Raw genomic sequence first — 15146 nt, 5'->3', positions numbered from 1 at the left:
GGAGTTAGCTCGGCTGTCATAGGACAAATTCGTTAGCTATCAAAAGTAGCGATGAACCGAGAAGCCCCCACTTCAAGTAGGCTCGTAAGAGATACTAAGTGGTGGGTAGTTCACAGTCAAATTCATTTGTTATATTTTTCAATGAATAAAGGTTTGTTCCATCTACACTTGTACGGGGAAGCAATATATCCGAAAACGTAAAACGCATGAAGAATATGTTGCGGAACTATTAGAAAAACGCGGGTACGATATGCCGCAGAGGTTTTAGAAGTTCATGGCGATAATATCGAAGTTATAGGAACATACAAAGGCGCTAGAAATACCACAGAACACAAATGTAACTCATGTAAAAATATATGGAAGGCAGCACCAACAAATATTTTAAAAGGAAAGGGAGAGAAACATTATGTCAAAGTTATTACGTGAATTATCTAAACCGGATAGTGAGGCCCTGCGTTCCGAAGCACTAGAACAGTTGAAAGTTACTTCAGGTAAAATTGTTGCTTGTGATCCTCTTATTTTTAATGAAAATCACTTCGAACAAACAATTCAGCCAGGTACATATCCAATTGTTGCTTGGTGGCATAAGGAAGATGGAGTCATTGCTGGTGCTGAATTGAAATTGTCGGAGTCAAAAGCGGTAGGATGGAAGATGGCAACAAAACCAGGACAAAATGTAAGTGAACTGGAAGACGGATATATTTTTGGTTACCCAGTTGATACAGGCTTAGGGTGCTTTGCAGATGTTGAAGCAATTGGTAAGTTAGAAGAAATAGAAGATAGGTTACAACAAGAACTAGGAGAAGAATTTACTAGTTTGTATGATGATCTTATAGATGACATACTAACAGAACATGATGAAGATTGGGGAAATTGCGTGGTGTGTGAGGAAACAGGAAGTAATATCATTATATTCCGTTCAGGTTATGGAGATGGATTTTATCCTTCCTATTGGGGAATTGATGAAGCAGGAAAAATCGTTTCACTTGTTACTGATTTTCAAGTACTACATGAGGAAAATTGAGGACAACATCAATAATGATATAAGAGTCAATGTTTTTTCTTTTACAGCGCCAAATATTCCTCGTCTAATATTTGCAAATAACCCGTGGGATAATCTCCTTATATACTACTGGTTCTAATAAATAGGGTTATATTCTTAAGTGAATATAACCCGTCATTAATTCTAGTTGTATATTAACAGTTTTTTATTTAAATAATTTATTAACTCTACTGATGTAGAGTTAACGTCAAGTAACTCCAAAATATACATAATGGTTGATTTTAGAGTTACTAGTGCACTGTTTTATCACGATACAGGTGAACTTCAGATACTCTACGCTCCGAAATTACTTTTTCTATAATTTCCTGACGGTTATATTCTACCTTCACTGTTTCACAGTTCCCCTAATTATTATCAAATTCATCCGCTAGTTTTGCTATAGCATATCGATCCCCTCTCTCTTCATACGCCTCCCGAATTGCATGAAATAATTCGTTATACTCCCAATCTTTCATACATCCTTCCTCAAAAAAATCCCCACGCTTATGTGAAAACAATCTTTCAACACAAATATGAGGACTTCCTTATTTCATTACTATATTTTACACATTTTATTCGTTAGAATCTTCTTCTTTCAATTTATATACCCTATCTCTTGTTTCATCATTTTTGATAAAAATAAGCTTTCCTTCTTTAACAAAACCTTCTAATAGTAAGCATACTTTCCCATATGCTTTAGGCTTATTCGTTGTGAACCTTTCATCTGATATTTTACCAGCTCGTATTAATTGTTCGCACAGCTCAAGTGCACTTATTTCTTCAGAATGAAGTAAGTCTAAAATATCCTTTTGTAAGGGCGATAAAGGTACTGGGATCTCAGCTACCTCCACCTTTTCCTTTTCTTTTTCTTCTTCAAATAAATCTTCGAATGAAATTTGATCCATTACACCTTTTCCTTTCTAACAATTGGTTTATATAACATGAACTGAATCCTATATGTACTGGAACTTTAAATATTATTTATTGTTATGTAGTACTTACCTTATTACATGAATTTCAAACTCATGTACATCATTTCATATAGTATGTTTTGATTATACCAAATATACGTTCTACCTTCTATTGTAGCATTTGTTATAACAGAAATAAAAGTACTAGTGAACATTTCCCTATTTGTTAGTTATATAGACCGTGTGAAAAAACAGAAATAACATTCGTAAATTTGTATAACGAAATGAAATTTTAGTTGTTTCCCTTTATTTGAGCGACTAATAATCACTAATCGCAAACTCTTAAAATTTTAAGAGTTTGCATTCTATTATAGGAAACGCTACAAAGGATTCATTGATTACTCCTGCTCCTAATTCGGAAGCATATGTGGTGAAACTATATAACACAAATACCCTAGCTCTTCGCTAAGGTGTTCCCAGTTTTATCCATAATACAACTCTTCTTGGCTTTTATTTATACAATGTATTTGTGGCATCATGTTAATAGAATCTTATAGCGGGAGGGTGTCTCCATTTTTCTATTGCTATTTAAATCGCGACATCCTGGTAACCTATCCTAGTTACTCTTTCATTTATTAAACGAATACCTAATCCATTTTCTACGTCCCATGTACAATCAAATGTTAATCCAATATATCGTCCTTCAAAACGTCTAGCAGATGGAACATAAATACCAACTAATTTAATCCTTTCAAAAAGCTGTTGAATTGTTTCAATTAAAGGATAATTTTCATTATAGGAAACATCATATCCGAGCTCATATCGTTTTTGTTTATAATAATTTAAAATTGATTGCAAAATAATTTGTTGAAGATACTCCCAATTCTGTATTAACGAATTATAAGAAGCATACTGTTTTTCACTAAACTGACCATCTTCGTCACCATCTATCATTAAAGCAATGGTGATTTCTTTTCCACAGAACTTAACAGTACTATCTCTACTCCAAACATATTCATATTCAATTTTACCAAAAAATTCATCATTTTTTATCATATGAAAACTCCTTAATATAATAAATTCTACAGTTCAGTCTTAGCTACAATTATCTTATATTTGTATATCATTCACATTGTCTTTCCACGGTTTCTACAATTCTTATTTATTTTTATGAACTCCTTGTAATTGACTAAGAACCTCATTGGCAGTACTCTCAAATCTTTTAGGGTTATCAGCAATAATTTCATTAAGTAAATTAATTACCGTTAGTTGTATATCATGATTCATTCCTACAAGTACTTTAGCATACTCACTTCTACATAAATCACTATTTAAAATTCTTTTGTTTAGTAGCATTGCCCACTCTTTTGCACTCTCAACCATTTTTGGTAAAGCTTTAGGCATCTCTGTTAAATATTTTTCCATTTCAAAACTTTCAATACAATGAACTAGACCAAACATAACCTCTTCCGCTTTTGTTTCATCCTCAAATACTATACACAACTCTTTAATAAGCTTCTCATCAGTACAATCTGCTAAGTTTTCTAATACACTGTCAAACTCTTCACATTCCGATTGATTTTTTAAAAATCTACAACTATATAATCTCTTAACCTCAGATTGAGAGTCCATATAAATTTCTCCTTTTAAATGAATTGGGTAATTAAATTAATATGATCATTAGTTTTCAACTTTTCTATTACATCAATATATGGCTTCCATCTCAAGTGTACATTTTTAAATATTCAGCAATTTCTACTTGTCCTCTTTCAATAGCGAATTCGTAAGCTCCCATCTCTTTCATATTATCCCCTGTATACTTTACAGTACTATCAATACCATTCTGAACAAGATACTTTACAATATTAAGATGCCCACCATAAATCGCTGAGAATAGAGGATTTCTATTTGGGTCACTAACATCTAATATTGCACCATTATCATATAAGTACTCTACAATACCAATTTCACCTTCACTAGCTGCCTGTGCAATAGGTGCTGACTTTGGTACACCTTCATTACGGTTAATATCCATACCAGATTCAACAAGAAATTTTATCATATCCAGTTCACCAGCTCTAGCTGCAGCATGTAGCCACGTTCCATAAGGCGTTACAAAATCAAGCAAACTTTTATCAGTAATAATGATCTCTTTCGCTTGTTCTATATCACCTTTTTTAATGAAATCATAGATTTTTATCGCTTTTTCCTTACTTTCCATAGAATCCTCCTGCACTATTTTCATTTAGCTTAAACAGTTAGACATTGACTACGATACATTTAGCTAAGTGCTACTGAGAGAGCAGATTTAAGCATAGTATCAAAATCGCAAAAAGTTTCCATATGCTCGCCTGAAGGCTTGTCTAGTTCAACAAATTTCTTTTTGGAAACATTATAACAATACCAAGCTATATCTGAATCTCCGAAAAAAATCAGTTCATCTTCGTCTTTAATTGATTCCCATATTTCATTAGCATCAAAAAAACTATCTACCTCATTTATTGGCTTAAAATCTAAAAAACTTTGGTCAATCCCATATATTATTAATCCATTAAATTCAATTCCATTAACTGTTTGTAAAAATTCATAGTACTGCTGTGGCAGGACATCTTCACCAAATTTTTCTACTACAGATTTGCGAAATTTTGATAACTCCTTTTCGTTGATAGGTAAATTGAGTTCTCGATTTCGTTTCTCTCTTATTTTGGATATATGACTAATCTTCTCTCTCCACATAACTTCACCTTCTAATAAATATTCAATCCTTTTCTAGGCTAGAATTACACAAAGTAATCCTCAATAGTACACCCCATTACAAGGATTGGTTTCAAATTTCCCATTGCTTTTAGCGTTCTATTCAAATATTTTTCGAAACCACTCTAGCTAGTATTAACAATATGATTTATCTAGAAATGAAACATATTAAAGCTATTTTCATGATCCTACACGTAAACTTTAGAGTTATTTTATAATTAAAGTATTAAATAACCTCTTTACAAATCAAATCAACTTTTTCAAAATATTGTTGTGGTTGTTTCTCACTTATTTCTTTCAAAATTTTAATAACGTCTTCTTTATTTGTAGTTTTAGCCTTCTTCAATACATTAATAAATGGAATAATAAAATCATCTGAAGCTAGAAGACTTCTATAGAACCTTTTAGCACAATATTTAGCTTGTGGCAAAACAATGCTTATCCCTTCAATAATTTTATTTAAACCATCTTCAACTCCATTTTTTTCGATTATATAAAAAATCGATTCAATTAAATCACCAACAATCGAAGGTTCATCTATTTCATCATGAAATACACTGCACAAACCAATAATTACTTTATTATCTGCCGTTTGCAATATTTCATTTAAGATTTCCTCAAATAGCTCAATACTATCATCTTCATGCTCCAGAAAACGTATTCTTTTTAAAATAGATATCTTTTTTTCTAATGACATTTATTTCCCTCCATACTTTGAGTAGAGTTTATTCAAGAGTTTCAAAAAATTTATAGTTTAATAAGTTGCCATAACTTCATAATAGCTTTCCTTATTCTCTAACATTGCAAGAATTATATTTTGCTTTTTGTAAAAAACGTCTCCCCTATTTTATCACTTCTTGTTTTTTCTCTATTACTATCTGTTAGTTAATTCTTTAATTATCGTTTCAGCCTTATGTAATTCTTCTAATAGTGTATGTGGATAGTCATTGTAACTGTCCATATACGCACGCACACCACCCACAATGGTTATTCCCTTAATATCCTCGTTATTCTCTAATATTTCTAATGCTTTTTTATATCTTTTATATATTAGTTGTAAAATGCCACTATTAATATCTTTAACATAGTCTTTCTCTAACTTATGTATCACGACTTTTACTTGTTGAATTAACTGACCTTTCTTGTTCACTATGCCCTCCTATTTCTTAGCACGAATTTTATTTTTATCAGTTCAGTAGGCTTCCATTATTTTGAATACCTTTATTTTTTTATGCTTCTATTTAATAATCACTCTAACAATACTTTTTCCTCAACTATTACTTGTATCTAATTCTATACATATATTTCTTAGTAACATTTAGTTTACCAACCAGTATGTTACTAAGAAAAGACCCTCTTTTGAAAAAACGAATCAAAAGAGAGCCTTTCTTTGTGACTATATGTTCAATTTTTATAAAAAGTTTAATCCAAACACATGTAAGGTTCTGTATTTGAAAATATAACATCGTGACTTTATTCCATATCCATATCTTCTACCTAAAAAACTATTTATTATGCATTTCTACGTTTAATAAATAATATGGCTCCAAGAGTTAATAACAAAAGACCCGCTCCGACTGAGAACCACGTAAAGTACATATTTCCACCTGTAGCTGGTAATGTTCCTGCTTTTGATGTTTTTCCTGTTTTAGGTTGCTCTGATTGCGGTTTTTCTGACTGTGGCTTTTCTGGCTGTGGTTTTCCTAATTTTTTCTCTTTAAACTTCACTGTATGGCCCGCATCTTCAATGTCAACATTGATTGCTACTAAAATATCAGATTGATATAGCTCTTCAAATACTACTACTTCTTTACCTTGTAGCTTAGAAGCATTAAATGTGAAATCAAGTGTGATAGAACCATTTTTCTCTTTTGCAGTAAACTTAGATTCTACTGCTACTTCTTTACCATCAACTAGTAAAGGTTTCTTTGTTGCTTTATCCATTAGTTTACCTTTTGCAACATATTCTTTACCTACGATTAAGTCTTTGTATTCCACTTTATCTTGGATCGTGACAGATTCGTTTGCATACATCTCTTTTCCACCATCTGCTTTGTTTGTTGCTGTTGTTTTGATTGTTGGTTCTACGAATCGAACTGTTTGCCCTACATCATTAATATCAGATTGAATTGCCACTAAAACGCCATCTTGATATACCTCTTCAAACACTACTACTTCTCTTCCTTGTTGTTCTGCACCTACGAAAGGAAAGTCTAATGTTACAAAACCATTCTTTTCTTTTGCTGTAAACTTAGTCTCAGCTGTTACTTCCTTTCCATCTATTAATAATGGTTTGTTCATTACTTTGTTCATTAATTTACCTTTTACAACATATTCTTTTCCTACGATTAAGTCCTTATATTCCACTTTATTTTGGATTGTGATGGACTTTTTTGCATGCATCTCTTTTCCACCGTCTGCTTTGTTTGTCGCTGTTGTCTTGATTGTTGGTTCTACAAATCGAACTGTTTGCCCTGCATCATTAATGTCAGATTGAATTGCCACTAAAACACCGTCTTGATATACCTCTTCAAACACTACCACTTCTCTTCCTTGCTGCTCTGCACCAACGAAAGGAAAGTCTAATGTTACAAAACCGTTCTTTTCTTTTGCTGTAAACTTAGTCTCAGCTGTTACTTCCTTTCCATCTATTAATAATGGTTTGTTCATAACTTTGTTCATTAGTTTACCTTTTACAACATATTCTTTTCCTACGATCAAATCTTTGTATTCCACTTTATCTTGAATCGTGATGGAATCTTTTGCATGCATCTCTTTTCCACCATCCGCTTTATTTGTTGCTGTTGTTTTGATTGTCGGTTCTACAAATCGAACTGTTTGCCCTACATCATTAATATCAGCATGAGTTGCCACTAAGACACCATCTTGATACAGCTCTTCAAACACTACTACTTCTCTACCTTGCTGTTCTGCACCAACGAAAGGAAAGTCTAATGTTACAAAACCATTCTTTTCTTTTGCTGTAAACTTTGTCTCAGCCTTTACTTCTTTTCCATCAATTAATAACGGCTTATTCGTAACTTTGTTCATTAGTTTACCTTTTACAGTGTACTCTTTACCAACAACTAAGTTGGTGTACTCAACTTTGTCTTGGATCGTGATAGACTCCTTTGCATGCATCTCTTTTCCGCCATCAGCTTTGTTTGTAGCTGTTGTTTTCACTGATGGAATCTTTTCAATTTCTGCGCTAGCCTTTGGTAACATTAAGTTAAAGAAAAGAGATATGACAGAGAGTAAAGCTAGAATCCTAATTACATATTTCCTCCCCATATTTACAACCTCCTGTTTGATTTACATTACAAACATTTAAAATATTCTTACCAAACTGCAATTCCATTATAAAACAAAAATTACATACTTTAACATTTTGTTTTGATTTTTTAAATTTTAATTATAGGGATTTATCCATAACTTGTTTTAAAATAAAGTGAAACTTTAATTAGTGATTTTTTGTTCATCCTTCACTAATTATCAGTCTTTACCAATCAGACCTTTACGGGCAGCCTGAATTTCACCTCACTTCTTTGCTCTAGCTGAATGTTGAGTTGGAGTTTTACTGCCTACAAATAGCAACGTAAATATTGATTACACACTGGAGTAAAGTTTTATATCTTTTTATTATTTTATAAAAAAAATTGATTATTCCAGTAACTATAGTTTACGATATTTATATCTACTAAGATTTGGAGGTTAAAAGATGATAAGAAATGAAAAAGAGTTGAAAACCCAATTGAATAAGTTAATTAGCGATCCTGATTTCTTGCGCTTACAAGAATCTTTTGAAAAAGAAAGCTTGTTTCAATTATTGGGTTTTGGACACCGCGAAACGATGCATAGTTCTTTTATCAGTTGGTTACTTTCACCAATGTCTTCATTGAATTTAGGTACTTTCCCACTGAAGCGTTTTCTCTACTATATTAGTGAGGAAAATATATCAAGTAAGAAAACCGATTTTAATTTTGCTTTAATCGAATCGGATCCATCACTTAAACTAGAGGAATTAGAAGTGGCAACTGAGGTAGCGGAGTCTGTAGCTATTCCAGAAACAAACCAGGAATTGCGGGCTCGATTTGATTTATATATGACAAATGATTCGATGAGAATCATTGTGGAAAATAAGGTGTTAGCAAGAGAAAACAAAGACCAGACTGAAACCTATACGAAAATCTTAAAACAGATGGAGGACTCGTATCAGTATGAACTAAAGGTCTTTTTATCTCCAGATGCCACGATAAAACCTAAATGTCCCGAATTTATTCAAATTGATTATCAAGGGCTATATGATTTTGTTATATTGCCTTGTGTGAATCACCCAAAAATTACAACAGCAAACAAAAATATTTTAGAAGAATATATCCATAATCTTCGCATGGTCTATAAAGGAGTGAATAAACCGATGGCAAGAGTAAACAATGAGTTGTGTGTAACTATATATGATAAATATAAGGACGTATTAGATGAGATATTCGATGCAGTTAAAAATGAGACACCTGAAGAAAGAAAGGCCAAAACGTCTTCTCCGATTCGTAAATCAAACATTTCTTGGAAAGAGGTATATTCAAGATTAAACGAAGACGAAAAATACCTAGAAGCTACTTATGGAGGTTCCATAACAAAGGCAGAAATCGACTTAACAAGCGGCAAAATCCTTTTTGAAGGGAAAGAATATAGTAGTCCTTCAGCTGCTGCCATTGCGGCAGTAAATTATGTTAAAGGTGATGAAAATTACACAGATCGTTACAATGGATATGCTTTATGGAGTATTGTGTATCCAAATGGAGAAAAGAAGAAGCTGTCTGTTGTACGTGATGATATCTCTTTATCATTAGCCCAAGAGGAAGAAGATTAGAATCTTTCCTAACTATAGAAGTATTACCTGAAATTGTAAAAAGCCAATAAAGTTATTTAATCTTAAAACCTAAAACGAGCATAACTCCGTTCTAAACTTAGGGCGTGGCTATGCTTGTTTTATTTTCAACATAAAACACGTCACTGTATTCATAAATATAACAATACGTACCATCATTATTCTATTGGGCCTATAAATTGAGTAGTTAAATAAACATGCTCGATAAGTTTAACCTTTTGTAAGTTTTCTACTTTTTCTGATCCACCTAATGCAAGTAACGGTGTGTAACCAAAGCATTCATCAATTTCAAGGCTTCCGTACCTGTGTATTGCCTGCTCGTAAGGTATCCAATCCAATACTTTCTCTAAAAAATAGTCATCTTTCGTATTTTTAAAGAAAAACTTAAATTTCCCACCTGCTACATCAACCGTACCTTTTCGATACTTAAGTAATAATAAATAGTTATTTTCCCACACAAGAATATCTCCCATACCTGTTGTAAAAATCGGGATAGCCTCTTCATAACGGATATAACTTTCCTTTAATATATCTAAATATTCTTCTGGGTTTACCAACCTTAAATATCCGTTTAACATACTTCCAAATCCATATTGTTTCCATAAATCTATTATTTGTTCAGGAACTTTACCTATATACTTTTCAACAATCTCTTGCGACGGCTTTTCGAAACATATAAAATCACTTATCTTTTCCATAGTATCCCCTTATCACAATTTCTCTAAGATTGAATTTACTTTTTCTAAATATAAATCTGGGTCGTCCTCCCTTATCTCAAGAAGAATCCCTTTAATTATTTGCTTTGTTGAATTATTTATATTTTCTAAAACATTCATATACGATACGACTAAACCTTTTGAATGTAAAAGAGTCCGATGAATTCTTTCCGCCCAGAATTCTGCATGAGGTAACATTTTAGGAATACTAATAGCTAATTTGTATAGCCCTTCCTCTACCCCGGAATGTTCAGCAATATAAAAAATCGTTTCAATAAGGTAGTCACCCGCTGATGGCTCAGCAATATCATCCTCAAAAATTATACAAAGATCAGAAATTATATCATTTGTCCCTTCATTCGCTAATACATTGAGAATACTCTCAAAAACTTCAATATCATCCCCTTCATTCTCTAGAAAACGCATTTTATATAAAATGGCTATTCGCTCATTAAAATCCATCGATTTCTCCATTTTCTACTCCCACTCATTATCTATTTAACTAAGATATAACTATTACTGTACCGCTTTTAAAGGTTATTATTTTTCACTTCCTCAAACCACTCATCAGCAAAATCATCAGCCGTTTTTATATCATCATTTGTATGGATTAAATCATACTCATATTCAGCTCTAAACTTACCACTCTTAGCATCGTATATTAATTTCATCTCAGTTGGCATATCTTTTTCGTATTCTTTGCATAACATTTCAATTCCTTCAATATCTTCACTTATAATTTGTAGAACCTGAAACATTCGTTCTGGAGATACATCATATCTTTTTCCCCCATTTTTCAATGCATCATTAACCTTGTGACACTCTACATACTTATTGTTAATTAAATAAAAGAAACTACTAGAAATCATATCTTCTTCACATGAAGCGTACACATATACTTTATCAGCTCTATTTTCAACATATTCCATGCATATAGATATCATATCAGCTTGCAATTCACTAAACTTTTCCTCAAATTCTTTCATACTACTTTTTCACTCCTTAGATTAAAAGTTAAATAGCAACGTCTTGATACCCCACTTCAGTTACTTTTTCATTTAGTAGACGTATTCCTAGTCCATTCTCTGCATCCCATGTACAATCGAAAGTTATCCCAATATCTCGTTCTTCATGAATATCTCCATATGGGACTACAATTCCAACTAAAGTGATCCTCTTAAGTAATTGATCAATTGTTTCGATATGCGGGTAATTTTCATTAAATTCAACAGCATACCCTAATTTTTGACGCTCTTGCTTGTAATAGTCTAAAATCGCTTGTAAAAAAACTTGCTGCAGTCGTTCCCAATTTTGCAATAATGAATTATAAGCCCTATATTGTTCTTCATCAAACTTACCGTCTTTTTCAACTTTCACTATCAATGCTATTTCAACTTCTTTTCCACAAAATTCAACGGTAATGTCCTTAACCCATCCATATGTATACTCAATCTCACCAAAAACTGCATCATTTATGATCATTTATGACTCTCCCTGTTTACTCTCTTGGATCCATATCGATTTCTCTATTCGTATGAAAGTTACCCTCTAATATTAACTGTTTTTTCCAGCCACTTCTATACTCAGTATAGTACTATCAATTGCTAATTTTTCAATGAGTTTTTTCGCCTTACCGTATGGAAATCTTTCTACTAATATATAAGGCAGATTTTTTGAACCCTTTAGCAAATCTACCGCGGAAATCTCAAGCCCTAATACGTTCTTTATTTTTATTAAATCTTTCAAACCTTCACTAGGAGTTCTCACTAACACTATATTACAAATATCAGACGACTTATTTATTGTTTTCTGTTCTATTTCACTTACGCAACCATTATTTACCCACTTTTTAAAATCAGCGGTAATTACAGTAGCATAGCTTGGATTCATATCCCCAGAACCAATTACTAACATCTCTTTTTCCTCTGCATGTCGAGCCATTAAAAATACATTACCCCCACCGTCATCACCAATTGCGACATACCCCCTCGCATACTCATTTACTTCCCAAACCTCGTTCCTTTCTGCAATATGCCCCGTGCCATAAATAAGTAACCCACCACCGATTGAAAAGCCATTTGTACATCTCAATAATTCCTTATATACATTAGGTAATGTAACATTCATGCGATTTTCTACTGCTTGAATTTCAATATCACTCGCTGCTGACTTTTCTATCAAATCTGGAATATTAAATAGATTAATCATTTAATAATCCCTCCTAAACTATCAAGATATTTTTACGTATCACCCGTCATCTCTCTATAATCGTTCCGCAATAGATTTCATGAAATTCATAAAGTATGTCGGTATGTAAGCCTTCATTTTTCATTTGGTAAGTAGACAATCATTTTCCCTTTAGGGTACTCACCTTTCCATCCACAGGGCCATCCTCCCATTTTATACACCTTAAATACCTTTTCATAAAAATTATCTACTTTTCCATTTACTAAACGATTTAGTGCACACATCTCAAGGTCTCTTTCTACTTCTTCAAGAATATTTATATGATCAATAGAAATAAAGTCTAATCAAAAACAACTCTTAATCCTAAATTTTACAATAAATAAAAAGAATCCATTTTGAAAAAAGATTGATCAAAATGGATTCTTCTTCAGCAGATTTTTTGTTTCGGCCTTATAAAAATTCGAGCATTTTCTGCCTGTATCGCTCCATCATCGTGCCTGATTATTCTCTTAAAAGTGAAGAGTTACTATTAAACTTTCTTAATATACTCATACACTTCTTTAGGTTTTATATTAAGCATGTGGGCAATTTCCGTTATTTTCTTTCCCTCTTCCTTCATCTTTTTTACTTTTATCTCCAATGTTTGCTCGTATTCTTCTGCAATATCAAATAATGGACTTAATAAAGAGTGCCATATTTCAAAATCAGCAAATTTATTTCTTTCCAAAAACTCATTTAACAATATTTCCAATTCTTTAGTTTGTATCATTCTATTACCTTCTAACACTTGTTTCTCAGTAAGAAAATCACCTATATCTTTCATAAAATTAATAAATGAGTCCATTGAATCTGCAAGAAAATCGCCACCACTCCAACTGTCCATTCCATGCATGATTGAAGATATAGGATATCCTTCCTCATTTAAATCAATAATAATTGGATCTCCACACATAGTTTCATATGCAATAACAATCCAATTTGCATCCCAAGTATCTTCCTCATCGGTTACAAGGGAGTTTCCATCGGTGTCAATGCTGTATCCTACTTGAAATTCATCTAATTGCTCAAAAGAACATACATCAAAATTTACATACTCTCTAATTTTTTTATGTTCTAAGTTCATAAGTTCTAAATTTCTCTTAATCTCTACTTTTTGATGATAAGAATTAAATTGTATCATTGTCATTTTTACTACATCCCTATTCATACTTTATATGTATTCTTTTGTATCTGGCTGTTTACTAACAAACTAAGCCAAGAATATTAATAATAGATATTGTTATTTTTTCTTTACCTCACATAAAGATTCAATAGTATCTTGAAAGTGAAATTGAAAATCTAAAAATGCAAGTAACCAAAAAGGAAGGCCACGAATAATTCCTGGCCTTTTTGTTTTCTAAACCTAAAAATCTCTTTAAGTTTATAGACTTTGTATCAAAATTTTAAAAACCTTTTATTCAAAACCAATAACAATCCATTCATCTACAAAATTCCAAAAGTGAACATTATATTTAGGCTGACTCTTAGCTGACCAAAAAGTAGCATTGTTATTCTTACAATTTTCATAATCTATAGCTATGTAACTCCCCATACCATTACTAAAGAATCCAAAAGATGTTTTTAAATTAATCCTTATCGGTTCTTCCAATTCATCTATAATCCCCCACTCTAAGTCATCATCCCCAAAGTAAGTTATAGCTTCTAATGGCATCAATCCCATCGATTCACTTGCGTAATCATAAAATCCATTATGAACATTTTCGTAAAAGTCCCTAATAGATTCAGGAATTTCTCTCCATGAAGATTCTAATTCCTCATTATTAAAACTATCTTTAGGATTTCTTCCTTCATAATATAAATCTTCTCCACCTTGATTTTTTATTGTATACAAGATTGAATAGGTGTCCTCACTTACCATCAGTTCAATATCCTCAAGGTATTCTGATAAGTAAGCAATAGTATTAGATAAATTATTATTCACATATTTTTTCCATATACTTAAAATTTTCTTGATTCTCTTTTCTCTATCATGTTCACTAAATACTTCCACCCATAAATCAGGAATTAAAGATGCGTTTATATTCTTAAATTCATTTGCATTAATCAATTGAATATCTTCATTATACTCTCTTAATATATCTAACTTAGAACTCATTTTTTTCCCATCCTTTTTAATATTATTTTATATTATTCTTTGTTAAAATCATCAATTTGTTTTTGCAATATTCTTTCAAGCTGTTTTTCTCTTGTAATCATCTTGCTCCTAAAGTCAGGACTAACTTCTATCTCATCTGGTGTTCCCTTTTTGTAATGTGTCCATTCTTCATACGATTTAGATTGCTTTGAAGTGTTTGCAGATTTACTTAATCCTGTAAAGTTTTCTGGGTTATTTAATACTTCTAACTGTTGTTTTTCTGTTAAATTACCAAAACCATCCATACTTGCAATTCTGTCCATAGACACAATATGATCTGCTTCTAGTGAACCTATAAAATTTTTTCCAGGAAGAGCTTGATCTTCCGTTTCTATCTTTTTATTGTGGCCTTTATTTACTTGTTTTCTTATTTTTGCTGTCGGTGTTTTTTTCTTAATGCTTTTCTTCATCTGTAATCTCTCTCTCACCGTACCTAGGAGGAATTCCACTTTCA

Annotated in this window: 18 protein-coding genes and 2 pseudogenes; 2 read left to right on the top strand and 18 right to left on the bottom strand. The window is 32.0% G+C overall.

Annotated elements, in window-relative coordinates:
* Nucleotides 1–406: 406 nt before the first annotated feature.
* The gene (locus BAQ48_RS18570; protein ID WP_063218251.1) at nucleotides 407–1024 is read left to right on the top strand and encodes a DUF4241 domain-containing protein; all 618 of its coding nucleotides are present in this window, start codon (nucleotides 407–409) and stop codon (nucleotides 1022–1024) included.
* A 389-nt stretch (nucleotides 1025–1413) separates the two neighbouring features.
* Here BAQ48_RS18570 and BAQ48_RS27680 read toward each other — a convergent pair.
* The 9 genes and pseudogenes from BAQ48_RS27680 to BAQ48_RS18525 form a co-directional block, all read right to left on the bottom strand.
* Nucleotides 1414–1518, bottom strand: a pseudogene (locus tag BAQ48_RS27680) (Imm3 family immunity protein); the annotation flags it as partial.
* Between the two features lie 96 nt (nucleotides 1519–1614).
* Nucleotides 1615–1947: a DUF3895 domain-containing protein gene (locus BAQ48_RS18560; RefSeq protein WP_071712303.1), complete on the bottom strand. Its 333-nt coding sequence runs from the start codon at nucleotides 1945–1947 to the stop codon at nucleotides 1615–1617.
* 594 nt (nucleotides 1948–2541) lie between these two features.
* Nucleotides 2542–3009, bottom strand: coding sequence for a DUF6985 domain-containing protein (locus tag BAQ48_RS18555; RefSeq protein WP_071712302.1), 468 nt, complete (start codon nucleotides 3007–3009; stop codon nucleotides 2542–2544).
* A gap of 102 nt (nucleotides 3010–3111) precedes the next feature.
* Entirely contained in the window at nucleotides 3112–3585 is a 474-nt protein-coding gene (locus BAQ48_RS18550; RefSeq protein ID WP_071712301.1) for an Imm30 family immunity protein, read from the bottom strand.
* A gap of 91 nt (nucleotides 3586–3676) precedes the next feature.
* Nucleotides 3677–4174 carry an ankyrin repeat domain-containing protein gene (locus BAQ48_RS18545; RefSeq protein ID WP_071712300.1) on the bottom strand — a complete coding sequence of 166 codons (498 nt, stop codon included), beginning with the start codon at nucleotides 4172–4174 and terminating at the stop codon, nucleotides 3677–3679.
* A 59-nt stretch (nucleotides 4175–4233) separates the two neighbouring features.
* Nucleotides 4234–4689 carry a YrhA family protein gene (locus BAQ48_RS18540; RefSeq protein WP_071712299.1) on the bottom strand — a complete coding sequence of 152 codons (456 nt, stop codon included), beginning with the start codon at nucleotides 4687–4689 and terminating at the stop codon, nucleotides 4234–4236.
* A 244-nt stretch (nucleotides 4690–4933) separates the two neighbouring features.
* Nucleotides 4934–5404, bottom strand: a complete 471-nt coding sequence (locus tag BAQ48_RS18535) for an Imm30 family immunity protein (protein WP_071712298.1) — start codon at nucleotides 5402–5404, stop codon at nucleotides 4934–4936.
* A 177-nt stretch (nucleotides 5405–5581) separates the two neighbouring features.
* A complete protein-coding gene (locus BAQ48_RS18530; RefSeq protein ID WP_071712297.1) occupies nucleotides 5582–5857 on the bottom strand; it encodes a hypothetical protein in 276 nt (91 codons plus the stop codon).
* Nucleotides 5858–6219: 362 nt separating this feature from the next.
* A complete protein-coding gene (locus BAQ48_RS18525) occupies nucleotides 6220–7998 on the bottom strand; it encodes a VaFE repeat-containing surface-anchored protein (protein ID WP_071712296.1) in 1779 nt (592 codons plus the stop codon).
* Nucleotides 7999–8425: 427 nt separating this feature from the next.
* Here BAQ48_RS18525 and BAQ48_RS18520 point away from each other — a divergent pair, with 427 nt between their 5' ends.
* Nucleotides 8426–9577, top strand: a complete 1152-nt coding sequence (locus BAQ48_RS18520; protein WP_071712295.1) for a PD-(D/E)XK nuclease family protein — start codon at nucleotides 8426–8428, stop codon at nucleotides 9575–9577.
* 176 nt (nucleotides 9578–9753) lie between these two features.
* On the opposite strand, the gene BAQ48_RS18515 is transcribed toward BAQ48_RS18520, so the two are convergent.
* From BAQ48_RS18515 to BAQ48_RS28325, 9 genes and pseudogenes are all read right to left on the bottom strand, one after another.
* On the bottom strand, nucleotides 9754–10293 hold the full coding sequence (locus BAQ48_RS18515) for a T6SS immunity protein Tdi1 domain-containing protein (protein WP_071712294.1): 540 nt from the start codon (nucleotides 10291–10293) through the stop codon (nucleotides 9754–9756).
* 12 nt (nucleotides 10294–10305) lie between these two features.
* Nucleotides 10306–10773, bottom strand: coding sequence for an Imm30 family immunity protein (locus BAQ48_RS18510; RefSeq protein ID WP_071712305.1), 468 nt, complete (start codon nucleotides 10771–10773; stop codon nucleotides 10306–10308).
* A gap of 68 nt (nucleotides 10774–10841) precedes the next feature.
* A complete protein-coding gene (locus BAQ48_RS18505; protein ID WP_071712293.1) occupies nucleotides 10842–11297 on the bottom strand; it encodes an immunity protein YezG family protein in 456 nt (151 codons plus the stop codon).
* A 28-nt stretch (nucleotides 11298–11325) separates the two neighbouring features.
* Nucleotides 11326–11793, bottom strand: coding sequence for a DUF2004 domain-containing protein (locus BAQ48_RS18500; protein ID WP_071712292.1), 468 nt, complete (start codon nucleotides 11791–11793; stop codon nucleotides 11326–11328).
* A 72-nt stretch (nucleotides 11794–11865) separates the two neighbouring features.
* Nucleotides 11866–12519 (bottom strand): SMI1/KNR4 family protein, encoded by a 654-nt coding sequence (locus BAQ48_RS18495; RefSeq protein WP_071712291.1) that lies wholly within the window; start codon nucleotides 12517–12519, stop codon nucleotides 11866–11868.
* 113 nt (nucleotides 12520–12632) lie between these two features.
* A pseudogene (locus BAQ48_RS28505) lies at nucleotides 12633–12836 on the bottom strand (cytoplasmic protein); the annotation flags it as partial.
* Between the two features lie 191 nt (nucleotides 12837–13027).
* Nucleotides 13028–13684 (bottom strand): SMI1/KNR4 family protein, encoded by a 657-nt coding sequence (locus tag BAQ48_RS18485; RefSeq protein ID WP_071712289.1) that lies wholly within the window; start codon nucleotides 13682–13684, stop codon nucleotides 13028–13030.
* Nucleotides 13685–13951: 267 nt separating this feature from the next.
* Nucleotides 13952–14653, bottom strand: coding sequence for an SMI1/KNR4 family protein (locus BAQ48_RS18480; RefSeq protein ID WP_071712288.1), 702 nt, complete (start codon nucleotides 14651–14653; stop codon nucleotides 13952–13954).
* Nucleotides 14654–14685: 32 nt separating this feature from the next.
* Nucleotides 14686–15146 (bottom strand): hypothetical protein (locus BAQ48_RS28325; RefSeq protein WP_242660476.1); only part of this gene is annotated, 461 nt, incomplete at its 5' end.

The organism is Bacillus luti (assembly GCF_001884105.1).
Classification (GTDB): Bacteria; Bacillota; Bacilli; order Bacillales; family Bacillaceae_G; genus Bacillus_A; species Bacillus_A luti.
This window is presented reverse-complemented; position numbering and strand designations above follow the sequence as displayed.

Bases quoted from the DNA above. Each gene is read 5' to 3' on its own strand.
- BAQ48_RS18500 (WP_071712292.1), bottom strand. From the start codon at position 11,793: ATGATCATAAATGATGCAGTTTTTGGTGAGATTGAGTATACATATGGA.
- BAQ48_RS18480 (WP_071712288.1), bottom strand. From the start codon at position 14,653: ATGAGTTCTAAGTTAGATATATTAAGAGAGTATAATGAAGATATTCAA.
- BAQ48_RS18525 (WP_071712296.1), bottom strand. From the start codon at position 7,998: ATGGGGAGGAAATATGTAATTAGGATTCTAGCTTTACTCTCTGTCATA.
- BAQ48_RS18545 (WP_071712300.1), bottom strand. From the start codon at position 4,174: ATGGAAAGTAAGGAAAAAGCGATAAAAATCTATGATTTCATTAAAAAA.
- BAQ48_RS18535 (WP_071712298.1), bottom strand. From the start codon at position 5,404: ATGTCATTAGAAAAAAAGATATCTATTTTAAAAAGAATACGTTTTCTG.
- BAQ48_RS18560 (WP_071712303.1), bottom strand. From the start codon at position 1,947: ATGGATCAAATTTCATTCGAAGATTTATTTGAAGAAGAAAAAGAAAAG.
- BAQ48_RS18510 (WP_071712305.1), bottom strand. From the start codon at position 10,773: ATGGATTTTAATGAGCGAATAGCCATTTTATATAAAATGCGTTTTCTA.
- BAQ48_RS18520 (WP_071712295.1), top strand. From the start codon at position 8,426: ATGATAAGAAATGAAAAAGAGTTGAAAACCCAATTGAATAAGTTAATT.
- BAQ48_RS18555 (WP_071712302.1), bottom strand. From the start codon at position 3,009: ATGATAAAAAATGATGAATTTTTTGGTAAAATTGAATATGAATATGTT.
- BAQ48_RS18570 (WP_063218251.1), top strand. From the start codon at position 407: ATGTCAAAGTTATTACGTGAATTATCTAAACCGGATAGTGAGGCCCTG.
- BAQ48_RS18485 (WP_071712289.1), bottom strand. From the start codon at position 13,684: ATGACAATGATACAATTTAATTCTTATCATCAAAAAGTAGAGATTAAG.
- BAQ48_RS18495 (WP_071712291.1), bottom strand. From the start codon at position 12,519: ATGATTAATCTATTTAATATTCCAGATTTGATAGAAAAGTCAGCAGCG.
- BAQ48_RS18540 (WP_071712299.1), bottom strand. From the start codon at position 4,689: ATGTGGAGAGAGAAGATTAGTCATATATCCAAAATAAGAGAGAAACGA.
- BAQ48_RS18515 (WP_071712294.1), bottom strand. From the start codon at position 10,293: ATGGAAAAGATAAGTGATTTTATATGTTTCGAAAAGCCGTCGCAAGAG.
- BAQ48_RS18505 (WP_071712293.1), bottom strand. From the start codon at position 11,297: ATGAAAGAATTTGAGGAAAAGTTTAGTGAATTGCAAGCTGATATGATA.
- BAQ48_RS18550 (WP_071712301.1), bottom strand. From the start codon at position 3,585: ATGGACTCTCAATCTGAGGTTAAGAGATTATATAGTTGTAGATTTTTA.